Consider the following 24,971-nt stretch of genomic DNA (forward strand, 5'->3'; position numbering starts at 1 on the left):
AACGCCTCACAAAACCGCTTTCGGGTAAGAGCCCAGCACCTTGAGTGCCACGGCTTCCTGACTGATTTTCTCGAGCACGCTTTTGACCAGCGGATCGCGGTGATGGCCGATGAAGTCGATAAAAAACACGTAGGTCCATTTACCGCTGCGCGAAGGACGAGTCTCGATGCGCGTCAGGTCAATCCCGTTGTCGTGGAACGGCACCAGCAGTTCATGCAGCGCGCCGGGCTTGTTGCTCATGGAGACGATGATCGAGGTCTTGTCGTCGCCAGTCGGCGGCACTTCCTGGCTGCCGATCATCAAAAAGCGCGTGGAGTTGTCCGGGCGGTCTTCGATTTTTTCGGCCAGGCGCGTCAGGCCGTACAGGCCCGCCGCCATATCGCCGGCAATCGCCGCCGAGTTCCACTCGCCCTTGACCCGCTTGGCCGCTTCGGCGTTGCTGGACACCGCCACGCGCTCGACATTCGGGTAATGGGCATCCAGCCACTTGCGGCACTGGGCCAGGGACTGGGCGTGGGAGTAGATGCGGCTGATGCTGTCGGTCTTGGTGTTTTCACCCACCAGCAAATGGTGGTGGATGCGCAGCTCGACTTCGCCGCAGATCACCATGTCGTGCTCAAGGAAGCTGTCCAGGGTGTGGTTGACCGCGCCTTCGGTGGAGTTTTCCACCGGCACCACGCCAAAATTCACCGCGCCGGCCGCCACTTCACGGAACACTTCGTCGATCGCTGCCATAGGCTTGCTGATCACCGCGTGGCCGAAGTGCTTCATCGCCGCCGCCTGGGTGAAGGTGCCTTCCGGGCCGAGGTAAGCCACTTTCAGCGGCTGCTCGAGCGCCAGGCAGGAAGACATGATTTCACGGAACAACCGCGCCATCTCTTCGTTACCCAACGGCCCCTTGTTGCGCTCCATCACGCGCTTGAGCACCTGGGCTTCACGCTCCGGACGGTAGAACACCGGCACTTCGCCTTCCGCCAGGGACGCCATCTTCACCCGCGCCACTTCCTGGGCACAGCGCGCGCGCTCACTGATCAGCTCCAGGACTTTCTCGTCCAGGCTGTCAATGCGTACACGCAGGGCCTTGAGTTCTTGCTCAGACATTAGCCGTGTTCCTTTTCGAACTCTGCCATGTAGGCCACCAACGCGTTGATGGCATTGATATCGACAGCGTTATAGATGGAGGCGCGCATGCCGCCCACCGAACGGTGACCCTTGAGGTTCAGCAGGCCGCGCGCCTCGGCACCGGCCAGGAACGGCTTGTCCAGACGGTCGTCGGCCAGGCGGAACGGAACGTTCATCCACGAGCGGTCAGTCAGGTTGATCGGGTTGCTGTACAAACCGCTGGCGTCGATGAAGTCGTACAGGGTGCGCTTCTTCACTTCGTTGAGCTTGCCCATGGCGGCAACACCGCCCTGCTCTTTGAGCCACTCGAACACCAGGCCCGAGAGGTACCAGGCAAACGCCGGCGGCGTGTTGTACATCGAGCCGTTGTCGGCCGCGACCTTGTAGTTGAGCATGGTCGGGCACAGCGAGCGGGCGCGACCGAGCAGGTCTTCACGGACGATGTTGACCAGGATGCCGCTCGGGCCGATGTTCTTCTGCGCGCCGGCGTAGATCATGCCGTACTTGGACACATCGATCGGCCGCGAGAGAATGTCCGAAGACATGTCGCACACCAGCGGCACGTCACCCACTTGCGGCACCCAGTCGAATTCCAGGCCGCCGATGGTTTCGTTGGCCACGTAGTGTACGTAGGCCGCGTCCTTCGACAGCTTCCACTCGTTCTGACCTGGAATCGCGAAGTAATCGTAAGGCTTGGCGGTACCGGCGACGTTGACGTTGCCGTAGCGCGCAGCTTCTTCGATGGCTTTCTGCGACCAGATACCGGTATCGATGTAATCGGCCGTGCCGTCTTCGGGCAGCAGGTTCAGCGGCACCTGGGCGAACTGCTGGCTCGCGCCGCCCTGCAGGAACAGCACTTTGTAGTCGGAGGGAATGTCCAGCAAGTCGCGCAGGTCCTGCTCAGCCTTGGTGGCGATGGACACGAACTCATCACTGCGATGGCTCATTTCCATCACAGAGAGGCCTTTTCCATGCCAATCGAGGAGTTCACCCTGCGCGCGCTGCAGGACTGCTTCAGGAAGCGCCGCGGGACCGGCACAGAAGTTATAGGCTCTCTTGCTCACATCCAATCTCACTCTGATCTGGTGGGGGTGGTGCAATAAATCGAATATTAACTGCTAACGCTGCCTGTAGGAGCGGGCTTGCCCGCGAAAAACGCAAGATCACCGCGTTTATCCAGGATGCACGCGTTATCGTTGACGATTTTCGCGGGCAAGCCCGCTCCTACAGGGGGAGCATTGATATTTCAAAGGTGACAAACAACAAGGGGCGAATCTTCATCCGCCCCCCTGTTTGTCCGCTTATTCCTGCGGTTCTTCTTCGTCTGCGGCAGCGTCGAGGGTCGGCTCGTCGACGCTGTCATCGCCGGTTGCGATCACCTCGCCGTCAAATGCCTCGCCTTCCAGCTCTTCGCCTTCGACTTCCGACGGTTCCTGGACGCGTTCCAAGCCAACCAGCGTTTCGTCGTTGGCCAGCTTGATCAGCGTCACGCCCTGGGTGTTACGGCCCAGGCTCGATACTTCAGCGACACGGGTACGCACCAGGGTGCCCTGGTCGGAAATCAGCATGATCTCCTCGCCATCGAGCACCTGTACCGCGCCGACCAGACGGCCGTTGCGGTCGTTGCTGACCATGGCGATAACGCCCTGGCCGCCACGCTTGTACTCCGGGAACTCGCTGATGGCGGTGCGCTTGCCATAACCACGCGCCGAAGCGGTGAGGATCTGGCTGCCTTCTTCCGGGATCAACATGGAAATCAGCTTCTGCCCTTCCGGCAGGCGCATCCCGCGCACACCGCGGGCGGTACGGCCCATGGCACGCACGTCGGATTCTTTGAAGCGCGTCACTTTGCCGCCATCGGAGAACAGCATGACTTCACGCTCGCCATCGGTGATGGCTGCGGAGATCAACACGTCGCCTTCATCCAGCTCCAGGGCGATCAGGCCCACGCTGCGTTGACGGCTGAAGGATTCCAGCGGGGTCTTCTTCACGGTGCCCTTGGCGGTGGCCATGAAGATGAAGTGACCTTCGGTGTATTCATCGACCGGCAGCATGGTGGTGATGTACTCATCACTGTCCAGCGGCAGCAGGTTGACCAGCGGACGCCCACGGGCGGCACGGGAGGCTTCCGGGATTTCGTAGGTTTTCAGCCAGTACACCTTGCCCTTGCTGGAGAACAGCAGCAGCGTGGTGTGGCTGTTGGCGACCAGCAGGTGAGCGATGTAGTCCTCATCCTTGACGCCGGTAGCCGATTTGCCTTTACCGCCACGACGCTGGGCCTGGTACGCAGCCAATGGCTGGGTCTTGGCATAGCCACCGTGGGAGATGGTCACGACGCGCTCTTCTTCCGGGATCATGTCACCCAGGGTCAGGTCGAGACGCGCATCGAGGATTTCGGTGCGGCGCACGTCGCCGTATTCGGCGCGGATCACTTCCAGTTCTTCGCGGATCACTTCCATCAGGCGCACGGCGCTGTTGAGGATGCGGATCAGCTCGCCGATCTGGTTGAGGATCTCCTGGTACTCGGCCAGCAGCTTCTCGTGCTCCAGACCGGTCAGGCGGTGCAGGCGCAGTTCGAGGATGGCCTGGGCCTGTTCCGGCGACAGGAAGTACTTGCCGTCGCGCAGACCGTATTGCGGGTCGAGGGTCTCGGGACGGCAGGAATCGGCGCCGGCGCGTTCAACCATCGCCACCACGGCGCTGGATTCCCACGGCATCTTGATCAGCGCTTCCTTGGCTTCCGACGGGGTCGGCGAAGCCTTGATCAGGGCGATGACCGGGTCGATGTTCGACAGCGCAACCGCCTGGCCTTCCAGGATGTGGCCGCGCTCGCGGGCCTTGCGCAGTTCGAACACGGTGCGGCGGGTCACGACTTCGCGACGGTGACGGACGAAGGCTTCCAGCAGATCCTTGAGGTTCAGGATGCGCGGGCGACCGTCGATCAGGGCCACGACGTTGATACCGAACACGCTTTGCAGCTGGGTCTGGGCGTAGAGGTTGTTGAGGATCACCTCAGGCACTTCGCCACGACGCAGCTCGATCACGACGCGCATACCGTCCTTGTCGGACTCGTCGCGCAGCTCGGTGATGCCTTCGAGCTTCTTCTCCTTGACCAGCTCGGCGATCTTCTCGATCAGACGCGCCTTGTTCAACTGGTAAGGCAGCTCGGTGATGACGATCTGCTGGCGGCCACCGACCTTGTCGATGTCTTCGATGATCGAGCGGGCGCGCATGTAAATGCGGCCACGGCCGGTGCGATAGGCTTCGATGATACCGGCGCGACCGTTGATGATCGCGGCGGTCGGGAAGTCCGGGCCCGGGATGTATTGCATCAGCTCATCGACGGTCAACTCGGGGTTGTCGATGAGGGCTAGGCAACCGTCGATGACTTCACCGAGGTTGTGCGGCGGGATGTTGGTGGCCATGCCCACGGCGATACCGCTGGAGCCGTTGACCAGCAGGTTGGGAATACGGGTTGGCATGACCGCCGGGATCATTTCGGTGCCGTCGTAGTTCGGCACCCAGTCCACGGTTTCTTTGTGCAGGTCGGCCAGCAGCTCGTGCGCCAGCTTGGTCATGCGGACTTCGGTGTATCGCATGGCCGCGGCGTTATCGCCGTCGACCGAACCGAAGTTGCCCTGGCCGTCTACCAGCAGGTAGCGCAGGGAAAACGGCTGGGCCATCCGAACGATGGTGTCGTACACCGCAGTGTCGCCGTGAGGGTGATACTTACCGATCACGTCACCGACAACACGGGCAGATTTCTTGTACGGCTTGTTCCAGTCGTTACCCAGCTCGCTCATCGCGAACAGCACACGCCGGTGCACGGGCTTCAAGCCATCGCGCGCATCAGGCAGTGCCCGACCGACAATTACGCTCATCGCGTAGTCGAGGTAGGACTGTTTCAGCTCGTCTTCGATATTGACCGGGAGGATTTCTTTGGCCAGTTCGCCCATGAGAAGCCTGATTCCTTTTTCGGGTGAAACCTCGTCACATCCATATGGGACGAACGAAGCTCGCCGCTGCCGGCATGGTGCCTGGCAACGACTTACGACAAATCAACGAGTTATGACACGGATCTGCACGTTAAAGGCAGCCCCTCGGGGCGACCCTGGAAACCGCCGGATGTTATCACAATCGCCGCCACGCACCTATCCCCCTGACGGGCATGGAGCATAGTAAGTTGACGGATGACAGGCTTGAGGGCGACGAGAGGGGCTTAGAGCCGGGGTGGTGCTGTTTTTGCGCGGCAGATCCGAAGAAACCATGGCCTTTCAAGGCCAATCGGGAGCAAGCCCCCTGCCACACTCAAATTGTAAACACAGTCAAATGTGGGAGGGAGCTTGCTCCCGATGGCAATCTAACAGCCACCAAAGCCCTCAATGCAGGCGTTTACGGCACATCAACTTGGCGAGCTTGGCCGTGTCGGGCCGTTCGACAACACCCTTTTCGGTCACGATCACGTCGATCAAGTCGGCCGGGGTCACATCAAATACCGGATTGAAGGCATTCACATCCGCAGCAAAACGCTGCCCGGCGACGTCCAGCAACTCGCCCGCAGCGCGCTCTTCCAGGGCCACGTCGTCGCCGGAGGCCATCATCAGGTCCAGGGTCGAACTCGGCGCGACCACCATGAAACGCACACCATGGTGCATGGCGCACACCGCCAATTGATAAGTGCCGATCTTGCCGATCACATCACCGTTGGCCGCAATGCAGTCGGCACCGACGATCACCCAGGTCACGCCTTTGGTCTTGAGGATATGCGCGCCCGCCGAGTCGGCATTGACCGTGACGGGCAGCCCCTCGCCAGCCAATTCCCACGCCGTCAGCCGCGAACCTTGCAACCATGGCCGGGTTTCGTTGACATAGACCTGCTCGACCAGACCCTCCAGGAAGGCCGCGCGGATCACGCCGAGGGCCGTGCCGACGCCTCCCGTGGCCAGGGCGCCTGCGTTGCCATGGGTCAGGATCGCCTGGGCGTTGCCCTGGTGCTTGCGAATCCGCTCGACACCCAACTGAGCCATGACGACGTTGGCTTCGCGGTCGCTCTCATGGATCGCGATGGCTTCGGCCTCCAGCACCGCCAGCGGATCGGCGTGCTGTTTGAGACGGTCCAGGCGGTCGCGCATACGTTTGAGGGCCCAGAGCAGGTTTGCGCCGGTCGGGCGGGTATCGGCCAAAAGTGCGTAGTCTTCTTCCCATCCAGCCTGCCAGTCATCGCCCTCGGCGATCCGTTCGCGGGCGGCGAGTACCAGGCCGTAGGCGGCACTGATGCCGATGGCTGCCGCGCCGCGCACGACCATCGAGCGTATAGCCGCGGCCACTTCATCGACCGTGGAGCAGGTCACCCAGCTTTCCCGGGACGGCAAAACACGCTGGTCGAGCAGGTGCAGTGCGCCATCGCGCCAATCGATGGCCTTCACTTTCTCCGCAGCCAACAGTCGATCGCGCATCCCTCACCCCGCACTCATGAACAAAAGCCGCCGATTATAGCGATCCGCCAGCCAGGACGCTCGGGTATACTTCGCCCTTCTTTTATTGCTGCCCGGGAAGAAGCCTGCGATGACCTCCACTGCCGCCCCGCTCGACTTATTGCTACTGCCGACGTGGCTGGTACCTGTCGAACCCGCCGGCGTGGTGCTCAAGGAGCATGGCCTGGGCATCCGCGATGGGCGTATTGCCTTTATCGGCCCGCGGGCCGCGGCACTGAAACTTTCCGCCAGTGAAGTGCGCGAGCTGCCGGGCATGCTGCTCAGCCCCGGCCTGATCAACGCCCACGGCCACGCGGCGATGACCCTGTTTCGCGGCCTGGCCGATGATCTGCCGCTGATGACCTGGCTGGAAAAACACATCTGGCCCGCCGAGACCAAGTGGGTCGATGAAGCCTTCGTGCGCGACGGCACCGACCTGGCCATCGCCGAACAGCTCAAGGGTGGCATTACTTGCTTCTCGGACATGTACTTCTTTCCCAAGGTCGCCAGTGATTGCGTCCACAACAGCGGGATGCGCGCGCAGATCGCGATTCCGATCCTCGACTTCCCGATTCCCGGCGCCAGCAGCGCCGACGAGGCGATTCGCCAGGGCATCGAGTTGTTCGGCGACCTCAAGCATCACCCGCGCATCAAGATCACCTTCGGCCCCCACGCGCCCTACACCGTAAGCGACGCCAACCTGGAAAAGATCCGGGTGATCGCCGAGGAGCTGGACGCGGCGATCCATATGCATGTGCACGAAAGCGCGTTCGAGGTACAACAGTCTGTCGAGCAGACCGGCGAACGCCCATTGGCGCGCCTCGGCCGGCTTGGCCTGCTGGGCCCGCGCTTTCAGGCCGTTCACATGACCCAAATCAGCGAGGACGACCTGGCTTTGCTGGTAGAAAGCAACACCAGCGTCATCCATTGCCCGGAATCGAACCTGAAACTGGCCAGCGGCTTCTGCCCGGTGGAGCGTCTGTGGCAGGCTGGCGTCAATGTGGCCATCGGTACCGACGGCGCAGCCAGCAACAATGACCTCGACCTACTGGGCGAAACCCGTACCGCTGCGATGCTGGCCAAGGCCGTCTCCGGTTCGGTGACCGCCCTGGATGCCCATCGCGCCTTGCGCATGGCGACCCTCAACGGCGCCCGCGCCATGGGCCTGGAGGGCGAGATTGGCTCGCTGGAGGTCGGCAAGGCGGCGGATATCGTCGCCTTTGATCTTTCGGGGCTGGCGCAACAACCGATCTACGATCCGGTCTCACAGCTTATATATGCCACCGGACGCGATAGCGTGAAACACCTTTGGGTCGCCGGCAAGCAGTTGCTCGACAACCGGCAATTGACCCGCATGGATGAACCACAGTTGATCGCCATGGCCATTGCCTGGGGCCAGCGCATCAGCGGGCACCGCGAATAACGCCGGTCCTGAACCCGTGTTCAGGGCCGACAAACCGATTTATCCGATTTAGAGGAACCACCATGAGCAACGTCGACCACGCCGAAATCGCCAAATTCGAAGCCCTGGCCCACCGCTGGTGGGACCGCGAAAGCGAGTTCAAACCCCTGCACGACATCAACCCGCTGCGGGTCAACTGGATTGACGAACGCATCAACCTGGCCGGCAAGAAGGTGCTGGACGTCGGTTGCGGCGGCGGCATCCTCAGCGAAGCCATGGCCCAGCGCGGCGCCACCGTGCTGGGGATCGACATGGGCGAAGCGCCGTTGGCCGTGGCCCAGTTGCATCAGCTGGAATCCGGGGTGAACGTCGAATACCGCCAGATCACCGCCGAAGCCCTGGCCGAGGAAATGCCCGAGCAGTTCGACGTGATCACCTGCCTGGAAATGCTCGAACACGTACCGGACCCCTCCTCGGTGATCCGCGCCTGCTTCCGCATGGTCAAGCCCGGCGGCCAGGTGTTTTTCTCCACGATCAACCGCAACCCCAAGGCCTACCTGTTCGCGATCATCGGCGCCGAATACATCATGAAGCTGCTGCCGCGCGGCACCCACGACTTCAAGAAATTCATCCGCCCTTCCGAGCTGGGCGCCTGGAGCCGTCAGGCCGGGCTGAGCGTCAAGGACATCATCGGCCTGACCTACAACCCGCTGACCAAGCACTACAAGCTGGCCAGCGACGTCGACGTCAACTACATGATCCAGACCCTGCGCGAGGAGTAAGCCTGTGAAGTTGCGAGCGGTTCTCTTCGATATGGACGGTACCCTGCTGGACACCGCGCCGGACTTTATCGCCATCTGCCAGGCGATGCGCGCCGACCGTGACCTGGCGCCGATCAACGACCAGCATATCCGCGATGAAATCTCCGGCGGCGCGCGGGCGATGGTCGCCGTGACCTTCTCGATGGACCCGGAATCCCCGGGCTTTGAAGAACTGCGCCTGGAGTTCCTCGAGCGCTACCTCAAGGGCTGCGCGATCCACAGCGCGTTGTTCGACGGGATGGCCGAGCTGCTGGCAGACATCGAAAAGTCCAAGCTGATCTGGGGCGTGGTCACCAACAAACCGTTGCGGTTTGCCGAGCCGATCATGCAGCAGCTGGGCCTGGCCGAGCGCTCGGCGCTGCTGATCTGCCCAGACCACGTGACGAACAGCAAGCCGCACCCGGAGCCGCTGATCCTGGCGTGCCAGATGCTCAACCTGGACCCGGCCAGCGTGCTGTTCGTCGGCGATGACCTGCGCGACATCGAGTCCGGCCGCGACGCCGGCACCCGCACGGCGGCGGTCACCTATGGCTACATCCACCCGGACGACAACCCGCGTCACTGGGGCGCGGATGTGGTGGTGGATCACCCGTTGGAATTGCGCAAGGTGCTGGATAACGCGCTGTGCAGTTGCTGATGGTCTACCGGTCTTGCTGACCTATGAAGCCCCAATGTGGGAGGGAGCTTGCTCCCGATTGCGGTGGTTCAGTCAATGAATGTGTTGAATGACACACTGCAATCGGGGGCAAGCCCCCTCCCACATTGGATCTTCAGTGTTTTCCAGCTCGGTGTTGGTCACCTAGTGAATTTTGTCGAGGCTATTTATGTTTGATTACTCTGCACGTCCCGAACTGCTCAAAGGCCGCGTCATCCTGGTGACCGGTGCCGGTCGCGGGATTGGCGCGGCGGCGGCGAAAACCTATGCCGCCCATGGCGCGACCGTGCTGTTGCTGGGCAAGACCGAAGCCAACCTGGCCCAGGTGTACGACGAGATCGAAGCCGCCGGCCACCCGCAACCGGTGGTGATCCCGTTCAACCTGGAGACCGCCCTGCCCCATCAATACGATGAGCTGGCGGCGATGATCGAAAAGGAATTCGGCCACCTCGACGGCCTGCTGCACAACGCCTCGATCATCGGCCCACGCACGCCGATCGAGCAGTTGTCCGGTGAGAACTTCATGCGGGTGATGCACATCAACGTCAACGCGATGTTCATGCTGACCAGCACGCTGTTGCCGCTGCTCAAGCTGTCCCAGGACGCCTCGGTGGTGTTCACCTCCAGCAGCGTCGGGCGCAAGGGCCGGGCGTATTGGGGTGCCTATGGCGTATCGAAATTCGCCACCGAAGGCCTGATGCAAACCCTCGCCGACGAGCTCGACACCGTTGCGCCAGTACGGGCCAACAGCATCAACCCCGGCGCCACGCGCACCAGCATGCGGGCCCAGGCGTACCCGGGGGAAAACCCGGCCGACAACCCGGCGCCGGAAGACATCATGCCGGTGTACCTGTACCTGATGGGGCCGGACAGCAGCGGGATCAACGGGCAAGCGTTCGACGCGCAGTAACGGCTGATACATGTGGGAGGGGGCTTGCCCCCGATAGCGGTGGGTCAGTCACAGATGCAGTGACTGACACCCTGCTATCGGGGGCAAGCCCCCTCCCACATTTATTTAGCGGTGTTCTTTAGTTTTTCACGACTTCCTCGAGGGTGAAGCGACCCAGTGGGTTTTGCAGGAAGTTGCTCACATTCTTGCGTGAGATGTTGATGTACGGGCTGTAATACAGGTCGATCCAGTTCACATCCTGTTTCGCCAGTTTCTGCAGGTCGACATACATCTGCTCACGCTTGGCCGGGTCGGCCTCGATGCGTGCGGCGGCGACCAGTTCCTTGACCTTGTCGTTCCTGTAACGGGTCATGTAGTTCTGGTTGGTGTCGTGGCCCAGCACGAAGGTGGTCTTCTGGTCCGGGTCGAGGATGTCGTTGGTCCAGTACATCACCGAAATATCGTACTCACCGTCCACCAGCATCTGCCAGCTTTGGGTCGGGTCGACTTTCTGCAGGTTGGCCGTCACGCCGACCTTGGCCAACTGGTCCTTGATGATCACCGCGATCTGTTCGTCGGCTTCGTTGCCGGCGTTGACCACGTAGTTCAACTTCAAGTCCTTGGCACCGGCGTCGGCCAGCAGTTTCTTCGCCGCGGTCGGGTCATACGGGCGCTGCAGGTTGTTGGCGTAGTGGTACAGCGAACCTTTGGGGATGTAGGAATAAGCCACGGTGCCTTGACCGTAAGTGGCCGTCTTCACCAGCGATTGTTTGTCGATGGCCATGTCCAGCGCCTGACGTACTTCCGGCTTGGCCAGCAGGCCATGCTCGTGGTTGATCAGCAGGTGATCTTCGCGGGTGGACGGGTCGGAATGAATCACCACGTTTTTGTCTTTCTTCAGTTCTTCAACCCGGGAGAACGGTACGAAGATCGCCGTGTCCAGCTCGTTGTTCTGCACCATACGCATGCGCGTGTTGTCGTCGGTCACCGAGACCCACTCCACGCCATCCAGGCTGACGTTCCCGGCCTGCCAGAAGTTAGGGTTTTTCTTCAGGATCACCCGATCGCCCTTGCGCCATTCGCCCACGGTAAACGCGCCGGAGGTCACCGGGTTTTCCGCGTAGGCGTCTTCGCCCATTTTGCTCATGGCCTTTTCCGACAGGATCGACACCGTCGGCGACGCCAGTTGCGAGAGGAAGGCAACCGCCGGGGTCTTCAGCGTCACCACCAGGGTTTGCGGGTCGGCGGCCTTGGCCGTGTCGATCAGGCTGAACGGGTCGCTCCACAGCGAGGCCTTGTTGTCGCGGATGCGCAACAGGCTGAACGCCGCATCCTCTGCGGTGATCGGCGAGCCATCCGAGAACTTCGCCGCACGCAGCTTGAACGTGTAGGTCAGGCCGTCCTTGGAAATCTCCCAGCTTTCAGCCAGCCCCGGCTCCATCTTGGTGCCCAGGTTGTCCACGCGCACCAGGGTGTCGTAGACGTTGGCAAAGACCCAGGTGTCGCGGTTTTGCGCGCTTTTGATCGGATCAAACGTGGTGCTGTCTTCCCGGCAACCGATGGTGAGAACACCGGCGGCCTGGGCAAGACCGGCGGTCAGCGACCAGGCGGTCAAGGTCGCGGCGGCGAGCAACTTCAAGTGGCGCGATTGCATGTCATAACTCCTTGTTTATAACGGCGGTTGTTCAAGAATGGCAGGGGTCAAAGCAAAGGTTCTTCAAGCACGCAACTGTACCGATGCTCGTGCAGGAAATGGGTCGGCGGCAACACCACGGAACACATGGCCTGGGCATACCGGCAACGCGGGTGAAAAGCACAGCCTGTAGGCAAATTCAGCGGGCTCGGCGGCTCGCCGGGCAAGGGTTCCGTGGGCAACGGCCGATGCGGATCGATCTCGGGAATCGCCTGGATCAACGCCGCCGTATACGGGTGACGCGGTGAAGTGAAGACCGCTTCCACCGGCCCCTCCTCGACGATCTGGCCCAGGTACATCACCGCCACGCGGTCGCACAGGCGGCGCACGATGGCCAGATCATGGGCGATGAACAGGATCGCCAGGTTCATGCGCTGTTGCAGCTCCAGCAACAGGTTGATGATCTGCCCCTGGATCGAGACATCCAGTGCCGCCACGCATTCATCGGCAACGATCAAGCGCGGCTCCACCGCCAGCGCCCGGGCGATGCCGACCCGCTGGCACTGGCCGCCGCTGAGGGAGCCGGGCTTGCGAGCGGCCAATTCAGGGCGCAGGCCGACCAGCTCGAGCAATTCGTCGACACGCCGCGCGATCTGCTGCGGCGCGACTTTGCGCTGCACCCGCAACACTTCGGCAAGGGTTTCGCCGATGGTGTGGCGTGGGTTCAGCGCGGCATACGGGTCTTGGAAGATCATCGCGGTTTCATGGCGCAGGCGGGCGATGTCGACGGCGCTGCCGTGGGCCATGTCGATGCCGTCGAACAGCACCTGCCCGGCGCTGATCGGGTTGAGATGCAGAATCGCCCGGCCGAGGGTACTTTTGCCGCTGCCGGATTCGCCCACCAGGCCCAGGGTCTCGCCCGCCGCCAGGTTCAGCGACACGCCGTTGACCGCCCTCACCCACTGTTTGTGCAGGCCGAACATCCCGCTGCCGGACGCGGCAAACCGCACCTCCAGGTCCTTGATCTGCAACAGGCTCATGGGCAATCTCCCAACGGGTAGTGACAGGCCACCCGCGCACCTTCCGGCAAGCGTTCGCGACACAGGCTGCCGACTTGCGGGCAACGCGGGTGGAAGCGGCACCCGACGGGCAACGCATCGAGCAACGGCGGCTGGCCAGCAATGGTGCGCAGCAAGGCGTGGCCGCTGCTGTGGGCCGGCTGGCAATCGATCAGCCCCGCGGTGTACGGGTGTCGGGGATGGGCGAGCAACTCGTATTTACTGGCGTGCTCGCACAGGCGCCCGGCGTACATCACCGCGATGGTGTCGCAGGTTTGCGCCACCACGCCGAGGTCGTGGGTGATCATGATGATCGACAAGCCACGCTGGTCGCGCAGCTCCAGCAACAGCCGCAGGATTTGCGCCTGCACGGTCACATCGAGGGCCGTGGTGGGTTCGTCGGCAATCAGCACTGTCGGGTTGCAGCCCAATGCCACGGCGATCATGGCGCGCTGGCGCATGCCGCCGGAAAACTCGTGGGGGTAGTTGTCGACCCGCGCCAGGGGATCGGGAATGCCCACTTGGCGCAACACCTCGATGGCTTGCCGGCGTGCGTCTTTTTTCGACGCGCCTTGATGCAGGCGGATGCCCTCGGCGATCTGTTCGCCGATACGCATCAGCGGGTCGAGGTGGCTGCTGGGGTTCTGGAAGATCATGCCCAATTGCCCGCCACGGATTGCGCGCATGCCTGCGTCGTCCAGTGGCAGCAAGTCCTGGCCGGCCAGGCGCACCGCGCCGCCCTGCACGCGCAGGTTGGGCGACGGCAACAGGCGGATCAGCCCGCGACAGGCCATGGTCTTGCCCGAGCCGCTTTCGCCCACCAGGCCGAGGATCTCGCCTTCGGCCAGGTCGAAGGAGACGCGGTCGACCAGGGTCACGTCGCGCCCGGCATTGTTGGCGATCACGCTCAGGTCGCGCACCTGCAGCAAGCTCATGGGCGCTCTCCCAACACTTGCGCCACGCCATCGGCCAGCAGGCTGAAGCCCATGGCCAGGGTCACGATGGCCAGCCCCGGAAAGGTGCAGATCCACCAGGCGGTGGTAATGAAGGCCTGCCCTTCGGCGACCATCGTCCCCCACTCGGCGGTCGGCGGTTGCACGCCCAGGCCCAGGTAACTCACCGCTGCGCCGTTGAGCAGCACCAGCACCGCGTCAGACATGGAAAACACAATCGAGCCAAACATCGCATTCGGCAGCAAGTGCCGGAACAGAATGCGCCCATGGCCAAAGCCGAGGCTTTTGGCCGCCAGGGCGAAGTCACTTTCCTTGAGCACCAGGATCTGCGAGCGGATCAACCGCGCATACGACACCCAGCCCACCAGCGCCATGGCGATATAGAAACTCTTCAAGCCCGGACCGAGGATGGCCATGATTGCCAGCATCAACACCAGGAACGGGAACGCCAGGATCACGTCGATGACGCGCATGCAGACGCTGTCGAAACGCCCGCCGATATAGCCGGAGACCGCGCCGATAAAGGTACCGATCATGAACGGGAAGATCACCCCGACAATCGCCAATTGCAGGTCGATGCGTGCGCCCCAGATCACCCGCGAGAGAATATCGCGGCCATAATTATCCGTACCGAAGGGATGGCCCAGGCTCGGCCCGAGCAAGCTGAGATCGGTGTTCTGCGCGATCGGGTCGAACGGCGCGAGCCACGGCGCAAACAACGCCAGGCCCAGCCACGTCAACAGAATCAGCAACCCCCACGCGGCGGTCAGCCGCCCGTCGCGCAAGCCAAAGCGCAGGCGCAAGCGCCATGGCGCGATCAGCGGACGAGTGCTCATTGCATCTTCACCCGTGGGTCGAGGGCGACGGTCACCACATCCGCGACGAAGTTGACCACCACCGTCGCACAGGCCAGCACCATGGCCACGCCCTGCACCACCATGTAGTCGCGGGTAAAGATGCCGCGCACCAGTAACTGGCCGATGCCGGGAATGGCGAACAGGCTTTCGATAACCACCGTGCCGCTGATCAGCCAACCGATATTCACCGCCAGCAGGTTGACCGTCGGCACCAGGGAATTGGGCAGCACATGCCGGCGAAACACCGCCGCTTCCGACAACCCGCGCGCCCGGGCGGCGGTGACATGGTCCGCCTGCAATTCCATCAACATGCTCGCCCGCAGGTTGCGCACCAGCACCGCCGACAGGGCCAGGGCGATGGTCAGGCACGGCAGGACCATATGGTGCGCCTTGTCCAGCCAGGTGCGACCGTAGCCGGACACCGGAAACAGGCCCCATTGCACGCTAAGCAGCAGGATCAGCATCAACCCCAGCCAAAATGCCGGCATGCCCAGGCCGACGGTGGTGAACACGCGGATCAGGTTGTCCGCCCAGCCGCCTTTGCGCCGCGCCGCGACGGTGGCCAGCGGCACTGCGATCAGCAGCGCCAGCAACACACTGCCGAGCACCAGCACCAGGGTCGGCTCGATACGGGTGACGATCAGCTTCAACGCATCGACCTTGTACAACAGCGATTGGCCGAGGTCGCCCTTGAGCAGGTTTTTCAAGAAGTAAAAATATTGCAGCCACAGCGGCTGGTCGAGCCCGAACTGTGCGCGGATCTTCAGCAACGCATCCGGCGTGCTGCGCGAGCCGAGCAGCGCGCGCGCCGGGTCACCGGGAATCGCGCGCACCAGCACGAAGGTGATCAGGCTGATGCCGAACAGCACCGGCAGCAATTGCAGCGGCCGGGTCAGCACGAAGCGGTAGCGCGCCAGGTTCATCCGTCAGCCTCGGTGACGAGCGAGGAAGTCCAGCAGTACCGGGAAGTACGCCTGGGGCTCTTCGTAAAATGGCATATGGCTGCTGTTGCGGAACACATGCAATTCGGCGTGCCGGGCGGCCAGTTTCATGCGCAGGGCGCAGGCCGGGGTGAGCTCGTCGTGCTGGCCGGTGGTGATCAGCATCGGCATGTTGAAATCGGCCATCTCGGCGATGCGGTTCCAGTCCTTGAGGTTGCCGATATACAGAAATTCGTTGGGGCCCTGCATGGTTGCGTAGGGCCCCATGTTCCAGTCGTCAAGGGAGCGCCGGAGCGGCGCCGGCCATTCGTCCAGGCGGCACACATGGCGATAATTGAGCAAGGTGATCGCGGCCTGGTACTGCGGATGATCCAGCGTCCCCATGGCTTCATGGCGCTGCATCATCGCCACAGTTTCGCTGCCGAGGGCGCCGCGCAGGCGTTCGAGTTCCTGGGAGAGGTGCGGAATGTCGCCGACGGTGTTTTCCAAGATCAGGCTTTTCAGCGCATCGGGGTAATGGATGGCGTATTCGATGCCCAGCCAGCCGCCCCAGGAATGCCCGAGCAAATGCACACGGCCCAGGCCCAGGGTTTGGCGCACGGTTTCGACTTCTTCGACATAACGGCCGATTTCCCACAGGGAAACATCGGTCGGTCTGGCTGAAGCACCGGTGCCAAGCTGGTCGAATGCAACCACTCGCAGGTCATGCTCTTTGAGCCAGCCATGGGCGTCGCGCAAATAGTCACACGGTAGCCCCGGCCCGCCGTTGAGGCACAACAGCACCTCATCGCCTTCGCCAAAGCTGTAGACCGCGAGGTCATGGCCATCGACTTGCACGGTGTACTGCTGGTCGGGGGCTATTTCACGCCACATGCATACGTTCCTTGTGTGGTATCGGCCTGGCGGGTTGCGGCCGCTTATGAGGCCATAAGCTACCGAGGATGCCGTGCATCCATAACCTAGTATTTCTTATAGGTTTGGCCTGGCAGTCCTTCGCCGGGGCGTGGCATTCTACTTGCAGTAAGTCGAGATTCATATGAATTCGGGAGCAGAACGGATGCTGGCCAAGCTAACTGCCTTCAATCACCGTCTCATGCCGGGCAGGAGCCTGGACGAGCAGATGGACAACGCGTTTATCCTAGCCCAACAGTTGGGTTTCGATGCACTGGTGTATGACTACTCGCCAGTGCCCATCGACCTCAACGGCACGTTGATCACACCTTCGGTGCTGCAACTGCGCAACACGCCTTCCGATTGGCATGCCTTGTGGTGCAGCGAAGGGTTCTACCAGATCGATCCGGTGCAGCACCTGGCCTTGAATACGGTGTCGCCGTTTGTCTGGTCCTACGAGGCCAAGGCGCAGACGGCGCTGCAGAAGATCATCGACCCGTGCCACGCCCCCGTCTCGTCTTACCTGCATGACCAGCAACTGACCTGCGGCGTCAGCGTGCCGATTCATCTGCCCCGGGGCGGCTTCGCATCGTTGACCGGTTTGCGCACCGGCAAGGCGCATACGGTGCTGGAGGACGCGCACCAGAGCTTGTCGGATTTCGGCCTGATTTCCCATGCCCTGCAGGAAGCGGCCTACCCACTGTTCAGCAATGAACTACGCACCTACCCGCATATCCGTCTGACCAAACGCGAGCGCGAGTGCCTGAAATGGGCCGCCGACGGCCTGACCGCCGCCGAAATCGCCACGCAACTGAGCCGCTCGCTGGCGGTCGTTACCCTGCATCTTGCCTCGGCAATGCACAAACTGGGGGCGAAAAATCGCGTACAGGCCGTGGTGCGCGCCACTCATTATCGCCTGCTGGAAGATTGACCCTTCGGCAAAACCTAGCTGTTTTGCTAGTTACTTAAACGTCGCGTGCCGATTATCGTGTCCCTGATACTTTTTTTTCAAAGCAGGATACGAAATGGAATTCATCGAAAAAGTCCGCGAAGGGTTTGCGCCCTTCGGCCCCTATCAGACCTGGTATCGCGTCACCGGCGACCGGGCCTCGGGCCGTACACCGCTGGTGATCATCCACGGCGGTCCCGGCTGCACCCATGATTACGTCGATGCCTTCAAGGACGTCGCCGCCAGCGGTCACGCCGTCATCCACTACGACCAACTGGGCAACGGCCGCTCCACGCACTTGCCCGACAAAGCCCCCTCCTTCTGGACTGTCAGCCTGTTCCTCGACGAACTGAACAACCTGCTGGACCACCTGCAAATCAGCCAGGACTACGCGATTCTCGGGCAATCCTGGGGCGGCATGCTCGGCAGCGAACACGCGATTCTGCAACCCAAGGGCCTGCGTGCGTTTATCCCGGCCAACTCGCCCACCTGCATGCGTACCTGGGTCAGCGAAGCCAACCGCCTGCGTCAGCTGCTGCCCGAAGGCGTGCATGAAACCCTGCTCAAGCATGAAGCCGCCGGCACCTACCAGGACCCGGAATACCTCGCCGCCTCGCGGATTTTCTACGACCAGCACGTCTGCCGGGTCAACCCATGGCCGGACGAGGTTGCGCGCACGTTCGCCCAGGTCGATGCAGACCCGACCGTGTACCACGCCATGAGCGGCCCGACCGAGTTCCATGTGATCGGCAGTTTGAAGGACTGGAACGTGATTGGCCGTCTGTCGGCAATCAAGGTGCCGACCCTGGTGATCTCCGGCCGGCATGACGAAGCCACACCGCTGGTGGTCAAGCCGTTCCTGGATGAAATCGCGGATGTGCGCTGGGCGCTGTTTGAAGACTCCAGCCACATGCCCCATGTCGAAGAGCGCCAGGCGTGCATGGGGACAGTGGTGAAGTTTTTGGATGAGGCCTGTTCAGTGCCGCACAAGACCCTCAAAGCAAGCTGACGAGCAATGTGGCAGCGGGCCTGCTCATGATGGCGGTGGTTCAGTCAGCGCCTGACCGCCATCGCGAGCAAACCCGCTGCCACCGTTTCAAGCCTCGCTGGTCTCGACCTTCGCGGCTTTTCTCGGCACCTCGGCCACCACTGGAATCTCCTTGCCTTCGGCATCGAACAGCTTGCCGCCCCTGAAGTAATCGCCTTCGCGCAAGACGGCCACATCCTGGAAACACAGGCTGCGCTCAGTCCCGGCCACAAACACCGACTGCTGGTCCGAATTGCCGGCGGTGAAGTGGTTGAACGCCAGGTTCAGCAAGATCGCCATGATCGCCGACGAACTGATGCCCGAATGGAAAATGGTCGCGAACCAGCTGGGAAAATGATCGTAGAAGCTCGGCGCGGCAATCGGGATCATGCCGAAACCGATGGACGTGGCCACGATGATCAGGTTCATGTTGTTGCGGTAATCCACCTTGGACAGTGTACGAATACCGCTGGCCGCCACGGTGCCGAACAACACGATTCCGGCACCGCCCAACACCGAGGTCGGCACTGCCGCAATCACCCGCCCCATGAACGGCAGCAGGCCGAGGACGACCAGGAACAACCCGCCTGTCGCGACCACAAAACGACTTTTCACCCCGGTGACCGCCACCAGGCCGACGTTCTGGGCGAACGCGCTCTGGGTAAACGAACCAAAGATCGGCGCGAACAGGCTCGACAGCATGTCGGCACGCAAGCCATTGCCCAGGCGTTTGGAGTCGACTTTGGTGTCGATGATCTCGCCCACGGCCAGGATGTCCGCCGAAGTCTCCACCAGCGTCACCATCACCACAATGCACATGGAAATGATCGCGGCCACATGGAAGGTCGGCATGCCGAAATGGAACGGTGTGGGGAAGCCGAACATCGGCCCCTGGGTCACGCCGGAAAAGTCCGCCATGCCCAGGAACACCGCAATCACGGTGCCGATCACCATCGCCAGCAGGATCGATAACCGCGAGATCGTCGCACTGCCAATCTTGCTCAGCAACAACACCAGCAACAGGGTCAACGCGGCCAGGCCGACGTTCGCCATGCTGCCGAAATCCGCCGCACGGCTGTTGCCGCCCATGGCCCAGCGTGCGGCCACCGGCATCAGCGTCAGGCCGATGGTGGTGATCACAATGCCGGTCACCAACGGCGGGAAAAACTGGGTGATCCGCGAGAACACCGGCGTGATCAGCAGCCCGATAAACGACGCAGCCATCACCGCCCCGAGAATCGCCGGCACCCCACCGGCGCCATCACTGCCGACAATCGCCACCATCGTCGCCACGCCGGCAAACGACACGCCCTGCACCAGCGGCAACTGACAACCAAAGAACGGCAGGCCAAGGGTTTGCAACAACGTGGCCAGGCCACCGGCAAACAGCGACGCGGCGATCAACAGGCCGATATCCGCCGGCGACAACCCGGCCGCCTGGCCGACGATCAACGGTACGGCAACGATGCCGCCGTACATGGTGAGCACATGCTGCAGGCCGTAAGCCATGTTGGCGGCGACGCCGAGATTCTCATCTTCGGGTCGTTGCGATGACGCCTTCGGGATAGTCATGGTGAGGGGTTCTCTGTTTTTGTTGTGGCGCCACTGTATGCAATACCGAGACTAGATGTCCATAGAGTTGTATACAATCATTCGGACAAGATACCCTCCACCGGCGTTACAAAAACAATCCGGCCGTCATGAGCCAGAACGCCATAGGACCTAAAACAATGAAAAAGGCATTACAGGGCGCAACCGTTGCATTGACCCTCCTCGGCGGCGGGGAGGCTGTCGCGCTGGAATGGAAGAACAACAGCGTAGGATTTCGCTACGGCCAGCAATTCACCAACCCGAACAACCCCGACGCATTCAGCAAGCGCATCTACAGCGTCACCCACGCCAGTGGCTACCAGTACGGCAGCAACTTTCTGAACCTCGATGTGTTTTTGTCCGACAGCCGCGACCCGCGCAAGGGCACCGACCACGGCGGCAGTGAGGTGTATGCGGTATACCGACACCAGTTGTATGCCTCTCGCGTTTTCGATACGCCGTTGGGCACCGGGCTGATCAAGGACTACGCCCTGACCCTGGGCTTCGATGCCAACCGCAACAACAACTTTGCCTCGGCGAAAAAACGCGCGCTGGTGCTCGGCCCGACCTTGAAGTTCAACACCGTCGGCGTGCTGGACCTGAGCCTGATGTATTACAAAGAACGCAATCACAGCGGGATTCCCGGCGCGAAAGAGTCGGACCATACCTTCGACGACACCTATATGCTCAACCTGACGTGGATGCGTCCGTTCGAGATCGGCAGCCACGCGGCCAAGTTCCAGGGGTTTATCAACCATGTCGGCAACAAGGGCGAGGACTTCCACGGCCGCGATACCGCAGCGGAAACGCTGATGCGTAGCGCGCTGATGGTCGCGGTGCGACCCGGCAAGCGCGTAACGCCGAACCTGTACCTCGGAGTGGGCTACGAGTACTGGCATAACAAGTTCGGTGTGGACGGCGGTCGGGGCAGTCGCACGTCGACACCCACGCTGAATATGGAAGTGACGTTCTAGGATCTACCGCTCAAGACACTGAAAAAGCCGCAATCAAGTGTGGGGGTTGGCTTGCCTGCGATCGCATCGGCTCGGTAAACCTGATGCAGCGCAGCGCAGGCAATCCAGCGCCCACCTGTCAGATCAAGCATTCGCCAACTGCGAATCATCGGTTTTCGGCCGCGCCAACCAGTAACCCAGCACCGCCAACGGCGCGGTCGCCAGCATCACGATCACGGTGATCAGCAGCGGCTGCTCGAGCATCGACGACACCAACAGGCTGCTGAGAAAACACAGGCCCAGTTGCAGGGTGTTTTGCAGCGCCGCTGCCTTGCCGGAGTTTTCCGCAAACGGCATCAGCGCATTCGCCACCACGATGGGATAACTCGCGCCGTTGACCAGCGCCATCAGGCAGAACGGAATCAGCAAGGTGGTCAGGGTCGGCACGCTCAAGGTGGCGACCAGGTACAACGCCAGCATGCTGATGCAGTAGGCCACCAGCAGCCAGGGCAACAGCGTCTTGCCCTGGAATCGCTGCAACGCGCTGCGGCAGCTGTAGCCTCCGATCAGGAACGCGAGGGTCGGCAGCACATAACTCAGGCCAATGTCATTCGGGCTGTAACCCATATCGCCGAGGATGAATGGCGAGGCGGTCAACCAGGCGAAGAAACTGGCGGAGCAGGCAGCAAAGATCATGACGTTGCCGGTGAACACGCGCGAGCCGAGCAATTGTCCGTAACCGAGGCGCGTCGGTTCGCCTTCCTCCGCCAGCCGTTTCGGCGCCGTGCGCAGGAACAGAGTCGGCAGCAGCAACAGCAGCGACACGCCCAGCAACACCGCGAAAATCGCCTGCCAGCCGAAGTGATTCAGCACCATGGCCCCCAACAGCGGCGCCAGGGCCGGCGACAACGACATCAGCGGCATGATGCTGGCGAACACGCGGTGAGCCTTGTCGGCCGGGTAGCGGTCAATCACCAGTGCCTGCCAACTCACGGCGGCGGAACACACGCCAATCGCCTGGATAAAACGCAGTGCCAGCAGCTGCGTGGCGGTCTCGACCCAGAACATGCCGACGCAACCCAGCACGAACAGGCTCAGGCCCGTGAGCAGGATCGGTTTGCGCCCCAGTCGGTCAGACAACGGCCCCCACAACAACTGCCCCACGGCAAAGCCCGCGAGGAAAATACTCAAGCTGGCGCCCACCGCGCCCGCGCCGATGTGTAATTGCTCGCCCATGGCGCCGAACGCCGGCAAGTACATGTCCATGGCGAGATAACCGAGCATGCTCAGCCCCGCCAGGTACCAGGTGAAACCAAAAGAATTTTTCATTGAAGCCTTGTTGAACCTGCCATCAAACTATTTGCTGACTGCTGCCCATTATGAAGCTGGCAGCCTCTCTGTGAAGCGATAATAATTGGACACTTCTATCAATTAATTTGAAGGCAACTGCCATGTGGTCCGAATACTCCCTGGATGTGGTCGATGCCGTCGCACGCCATGGCAGCTTCAGCGCCGCCGCCCAGGAATTGCACCGCGTGCCGTCGGCCATCAGCTACACGGTGCGTCAGTTGGAAGAGTGGCTGGCCGTGCCCTTGTTCGTGCGGCGCCATCGCGACGTCGAGCTCACCGCGGCCGGCCGTCTATTTATAGACGAAGCCCGCGGCGTGATGAAAACCATGCTCGGTACACGGCGCCTGTGCCAGCAAGTGGCCAATGGCTGGAGCGGCCAGTTGAAGGTCGCGGTGGACTCCATCGTCAAACCCCAGCGCTGCCGGCAATTGGTGCTGGATTTCTATCGGCAGTTCCCTGACGTGGAATTGCTGCTGGAGTACGAGGTGTACAACGGCGTGTGGGACGCCCTCGCCGATGAGCGCACCGACATCGTGATCGGCGCCACCAGCGCGGTGCCGGTGGCGAGTCACTTCACGTTTCGCGATATGGGCCTGTTGAACTGGTTGTGCGTGGTCAGCGCGAAACACCCGCTGGCGGCGTTGGATGGTTTGCTCAGTGACGATCAACTGCGCCCGTTCGCGTCCCTGTGCATGACCGATACCTCGCGCAACCTGCCCAAGCGCGATACCTGGACCCTGGATAACCAGCGCCGGCTGGTGGTACCGAACTGGGCCTCGGCCATTGACTGCCTGCGCGACGGCCTGTGCGTCGGCATGGCGCCGGCGCATCAGGTGTTGCCGTGGATCGAACGTGGTGAGTTGGTCGCGCTGCAACTGCACAGGCCGTTCCCGGCCAGCCCGTCATGCGTGGCCTGGGCACAGAACAAACTGTCCCCGGCGATGAGTTGGTTGCTGGACTACCTGGGGGATAGCGAGACGATGAACCAAGAGTGGTTGAATGGGAGTGACCACTGAAGATCACCGGAATCCCTTGTAGGAGGGGGCTTGCCCCCGATGGCGGTGTGTCAGTTGCAGATTGCTCGACTGATACACCGCCATCGGGAGCAAGCACCCTCCCACAGGGGATCTCATTTCAATCCAGCAAGCGGGTGATGGCCCGCACGATCATCTCGACCTCCTTGGCCTCCAGGGTCAGCGGCGGCAGCAGGCGAATCACCTTGCCCCGCGTCACGTTGATCAACAACCCATGTTCCTCGGCGGCGCGCAGGGCCAGCTCGCGACACGGGTCTGCCAGCTCGATGCCTATCATCAAGCCCTTGCCACGAATCGACAGGACCTGCGGGTGCTCATCCAACTCCACCCGTAAGCGGGCCAACAAGCGCTCGCCCTGTTGCGCGGCGTTCTGCAGCAGGCCTTGTTCTTCAATGATCTCCAGCACGGTGCAACCCACCCGGCAGGCCAATGGGTTGCCGCCGAACGTGCTGCCGTGGCTGCCCGGGGTGAACAAGTCGGCCGCCACGTTCCTGGCCAGGCAGGCACCGATGGGCACGCCGTTGCCGAGGCCTTTGGCCAGGGTCATCACGTCCGGCACGATGCCCTCGTGCTGGAAGGCAAACCAGGCGCCGGTGCGGCCGATGCCGGTCTGGATTTCATCGAGCATCATCAGCCAGCCGTGGCGCGTGCAGTGAGCGCGCAGGGCTTTCAGGTAACCCGGCGGCGCCACTTGCACCCCGCTTTCGCCCTGGATCGGTTCCAGCAAGACTGCTGCGATGCGCGTGCCGAACGTTTGCGTGATCGCCTCCAGCGCCGCCAGGTCGCCGAAGCCGACTTTGAGAAAATCCCCCGGCAAGCGCTGGAACCCCAAGCGTACCGAAGGCCCGTCGCTGGCCGCCATGGTGCCCAGCGTGCGGCCGTGGAAGGCGTTTTCCATCACCACCACCAACGGCGCCTCGATGCCTTTTTTCCAGCCGTGCAGCCGCGCCAGTTTTAGCGCGGTCTCGTTGGCTTCGGCGCCGGAGTTGTTGAAAAACGCACGATCGAGGCCCGACAGTTGGGTCAGACGCTGGGCCAAGCGTTGTTGCCAATCGATGCTGTAGAGGTTGGAGGTGTGCAACAGCAACCCGGCTTGTTCGCTGATGGCTGTCACCAGTTTCGGATGGGAGTGTCCGACGTTGGTCACGGCCACGCCTGCCACGGCGTCCAGGTATTCGCGCCCCTGCTGGTCCCACAGGCGCGTGCCCAGGCCACGCGCAAAGCTCAAGGCCAAGGGTTGGTAAGTGGTCATCAGGCAAGCGGCGGTCATGGTGGCAAGCTCCAGTGCTGGGTTGGGATGGGTCCAGTATCGTTAGCCACCCAAGCTGGATAAACTGTGCTTTCCTGCAATGACTTTAAATCAGGGCTTGAT

General features: G+C 62.0%; 21 protein-coding genes. 8 read left to right on the forward strand and 13 right to left on the reverse strand.

Going from position 1 to position 24,971, the window contains the following annotated elements:
• Positions 1 to 6: 6 nt before the first annotated feature.
• The 4 genes from pheA to mtnA form a co-directional block, all read right to left on the reverse strand.
• Complete coding sequence (gene pheA / locus AC07W0_RS23655) at positions 7 to 1,101, reverse strand: prephenate dehydratase (RefSeq protein WP_017848851.1); 1,095 nt, start codon at positions 1,099 to 1,101, stop codon at positions 7 to 9.
• A complete protein-coding gene (gene serC, locus AC07W0_RS23660; RefSeq protein WP_026140261.1) occupies positions 1,101 to 2,186 on the reverse strand; it encodes a 3-phosphoserine/phosphohydroxythreonine transaminase in 1,086 nt (361 codons plus the stop codon). Before serC ends, pheA begins: the two co-directional genes overlap by 1 nt.
• Positions 2,187 to 2,423: 237 nt before the next feature.
• The gene (gyrA, locus tag AC07W0_RS23665) at positions 2,424 to 5,078 is read right to left on the reverse strand and encodes a DNA gyrase subunit A (RefSeq protein ID WP_017848853.1); all 2,655 of its coding nucleotides are present in this window, start codon (positions 5,076 to 5,078) and stop codon (positions 2,424 to 2,426) included.
• Positions 5,079 to 5,501: 423 nt separating this feature from the next.
• A complete protein-coding gene (gene mtnA / locus AC07W0_RS23670; protein WP_057003757.1) occupies positions 5,502 to 6,578 on the reverse strand; it encodes an S-methyl-5-thioribose-1-phosphate isomerase in 1,077 nt (358 codons plus the stop codon).
• A gap of 109 nt (positions 6,579 to 6,687) precedes the next feature.
• On the opposite strand from mtnA, the gene AC07W0_RS23675 reads away from it, so the two are divergent.
• The 4 genes from AC07W0_RS23675 to AC07W0_RS23690 all read left to right on the forward strand — a co-directional run bounded on the left by AC07W0_RS23675 (position 6,688) and on the right by AC07W0_RS23690 (position 10,384).
• A complete protein-coding gene (locus tag AC07W0_RS23675) occupies positions 6,688 to 8,019 on the forward strand; it encodes a TRZ/ATZ family hydrolase (RefSeq protein WP_102618381.1) in 1,332 nt (443 codons plus the stop codon).
• Between the two features lie 62 nt (positions 8,020 to 8,081).
• Positions 8,082 to 8,780 (forward strand): bifunctional 2-polyprenyl-6-hydroxyphenol methylase/3-demethylubiquinol 3-O-methyltransferase UbiG, encoded by a 699-nt coding sequence (gene ubiG, locus AC07W0_RS23680; protein ID WP_017848856.1) that lies wholly within the window; start codon positions 8,082 to 8,084, stop codon positions 8,778 to 8,780.
• Positions 8,781 to 8,784: 4 nt separating this feature from the next.
• Positions 8,785 to 9,456, forward strand: coding sequence for an N-acetylmuramic acid 6-phosphate phosphatase MupP (mupP, locus tag AC07W0_RS23685; protein ID WP_026140262.1), 672 nt, complete (start codon positions 8,785 to 8,787; stop codon positions 9,454 to 9,456).
• A gap of 187 nt (positions 9,457 to 9,643) precedes the next feature.
• Positions 9,644 to 10,384, forward strand: a complete 741-nt coding sequence (locus AC07W0_RS23690; RefSeq protein WP_017848858.1) for a YciK family oxidoreductase — start codon at positions 9,644 to 9,646, stop codon at positions 10,382 to 10,384.
• Between the two features lie 118 nt (positions 10,385 to 10,502).
• Here AC07W0_RS23690 and AC07W0_RS23695 read toward each other — a convergent pair whose 3' ends face one another.
• From AC07W0_RS23695 to AC07W0_RS23720, 6 genes are read right to left on the reverse strand one after another with little or no spacing between them, the layout of a single operon-like run.
• Positions 10,503 to 12,017 carry an ABC transporter substrate-binding protein gene (locus AC07W0_RS23695; protein ID WP_102618382.1) on the reverse strand — a complete coding sequence of 505 codons (1,515 nt, stop codon included), beginning with the start codon at positions 12,015 to 12,017 and terminating at the stop codon, positions 10,503 to 10,505.
• Positions 12,018 to 12,064: 47 nt separating this feature from the next.
• Positions 12,065 to 13,036, reverse strand: a complete 972-nt coding sequence (locus AC07W0_RS23700; protein WP_079443133.1) for an ABC transporter ATP-binding protein — start codon at positions 13,034 to 13,036, stop codon at positions 12,065 to 12,067.
• Positions 13,033 to 13,989 (reverse strand): ABC transporter ATP-binding protein, encoded by a 957-nt coding sequence (locus tag AC07W0_RS23705; protein WP_102618383.1) that lies wholly within the window; start codon positions 13,987 to 13,989, stop codon positions 13,033 to 13,035. The genes AC07W0_RS23700 and AC07W0_RS23705 overlap by 4 nt, the downstream gene beginning before the upstream one ends.
• Positions 13,986 to 14,843: an ABC transporter permease gene (locus tag AC07W0_RS23710; RefSeq protein WP_017848862.1), complete on the reverse strand. Its 858-nt coding sequence runs from the start codon at positions 14,841 to 14,843 to the stop codon at positions 13,986 to 13,988. The genes AC07W0_RS23705 and AC07W0_RS23710 overlap by 4 nt, the downstream gene beginning before the upstream one ends.
• Complete coding sequence (locus AC07W0_RS23715) at positions 14,840 to 15,787, reverse strand: ABC transporter permease (RefSeq protein WP_057003761.1); 948 nt, start codon at positions 15,785 to 15,787, stop codon at positions 14,840 to 14,842. Before AC07W0_RS23715 ends, AC07W0_RS23710 begins: the two co-directional genes overlap by 4 nt.
• Positions 15,788 to 15,790: 3 nt before the next feature.
• A complete protein-coding gene (locus AC07W0_RS23720; RefSeq protein WP_017848864.1) occupies positions 15,791 to 16,678 on the reverse strand; it encodes a proline iminopeptidase-family hydrolase in 888 nt (295 codons plus the stop codon).
• Between the two features lie 184 nt (positions 16,679 to 16,862).
• Here AC07W0_RS23720 and AC07W0_RS23725 point away from each other — a divergent pair, with 184 nt between their 5' ends.
• Both AC07W0_RS23725 and AC07W0_RS23730 read left to right on the forward strand, forming a co-directional pair.
• Positions 16,863 to 17,627, forward strand: coding sequence for a LuxR family transcriptional regulator (locus AC07W0_RS23725; protein WP_102618384.1), 765 nt, complete (start codon positions 16,863 to 16,865; stop codon positions 17,625 to 17,627).
• 94 nt (positions 17,628 to 17,721) lie between these two features.
• Positions 17,722 to 18,654, forward strand: coding sequence for a proline iminopeptidase-family hydrolase (locus AC07W0_RS23730; protein WP_102618385.1), 933 nt, complete (start codon positions 17,722 to 17,724; stop codon positions 18,652 to 18,654).
• 87 nt (positions 18,655 to 18,741) lie between these two features.
• Here the strand turns inward: AC07W0_RS23730 and AC07W0_RS23735 are convergent, their stop codons facing one another.
• Positions 18,742 to 20,244: a nucleobase:cation symporter-2 family protein gene (locus AC07W0_RS23735; RefSeq protein WP_102618386.1), complete on the reverse strand. Its 1,503-nt coding sequence runs from the start codon at positions 20,242 to 20,244 to the stop codon at positions 18,742 to 18,744.
• Positions 20,245 to 20,402: 158 nt separating this feature from the next.
• On the opposite strand from AC07W0_RS23735, the gene AC07W0_RS23740 reads away from it, so the two are divergent.
• On the forward strand, positions 20,403 to 21,236 hold the full coding sequence (locus AC07W0_RS23740; protein ID WP_046490483.1) for a hypothetical protein: 834 nt from the start codon (positions 20,403 to 20,405) through the stop codon (positions 21,234 to 21,236).
• 123 nt (positions 21,237 to 21,359) lie between these two features.
• On the opposite strand, the gene punC is transcribed toward AC07W0_RS23740, so the two are convergent.
• Entirely contained in the window at positions 21,360 to 22,544 is a 1,185-nt protein-coding gene (punC, locus tag AC07W0_RS23745) for a purine nucleoside transporter PunC (protein ID WP_017848869.1), read from the reverse strand.
• Between the two features lie 122 nt (positions 22,545 to 22,666).
• Between punC and punR the strand changes: the two genes are divergently transcribed.
• On the forward strand, positions 22,667 to 23,581 hold the full coding sequence (gene punR / locus AC07W0_RS23750) for a DNA-binding transcriptional activator PunR (RefSeq protein WP_102618387.1): 915 nt from the start codon (positions 22,667 to 22,669) through the stop codon (positions 23,579 to 23,581).
• A 118-nt stretch (positions 23,582 to 23,699) separates the two neighbouring features.
• Here the strand turns inward: punR and AC07W0_RS23755 are convergent, their stop codons facing one another.
• A complete protein-coding gene (locus tag AC07W0_RS23755; RefSeq protein ID WP_102618388.1) occupies positions 23,700 to 24,869 on the reverse strand; it encodes an aspartate aminotransferase family protein in 1,170 nt (389 codons plus the stop codon).
• Positions 24,870 to 24,971: the final 102 nt, after the last annotated feature.

The organism is Pseudomonas sp. GW704-F2 (genome assembly GCF_059423025.1).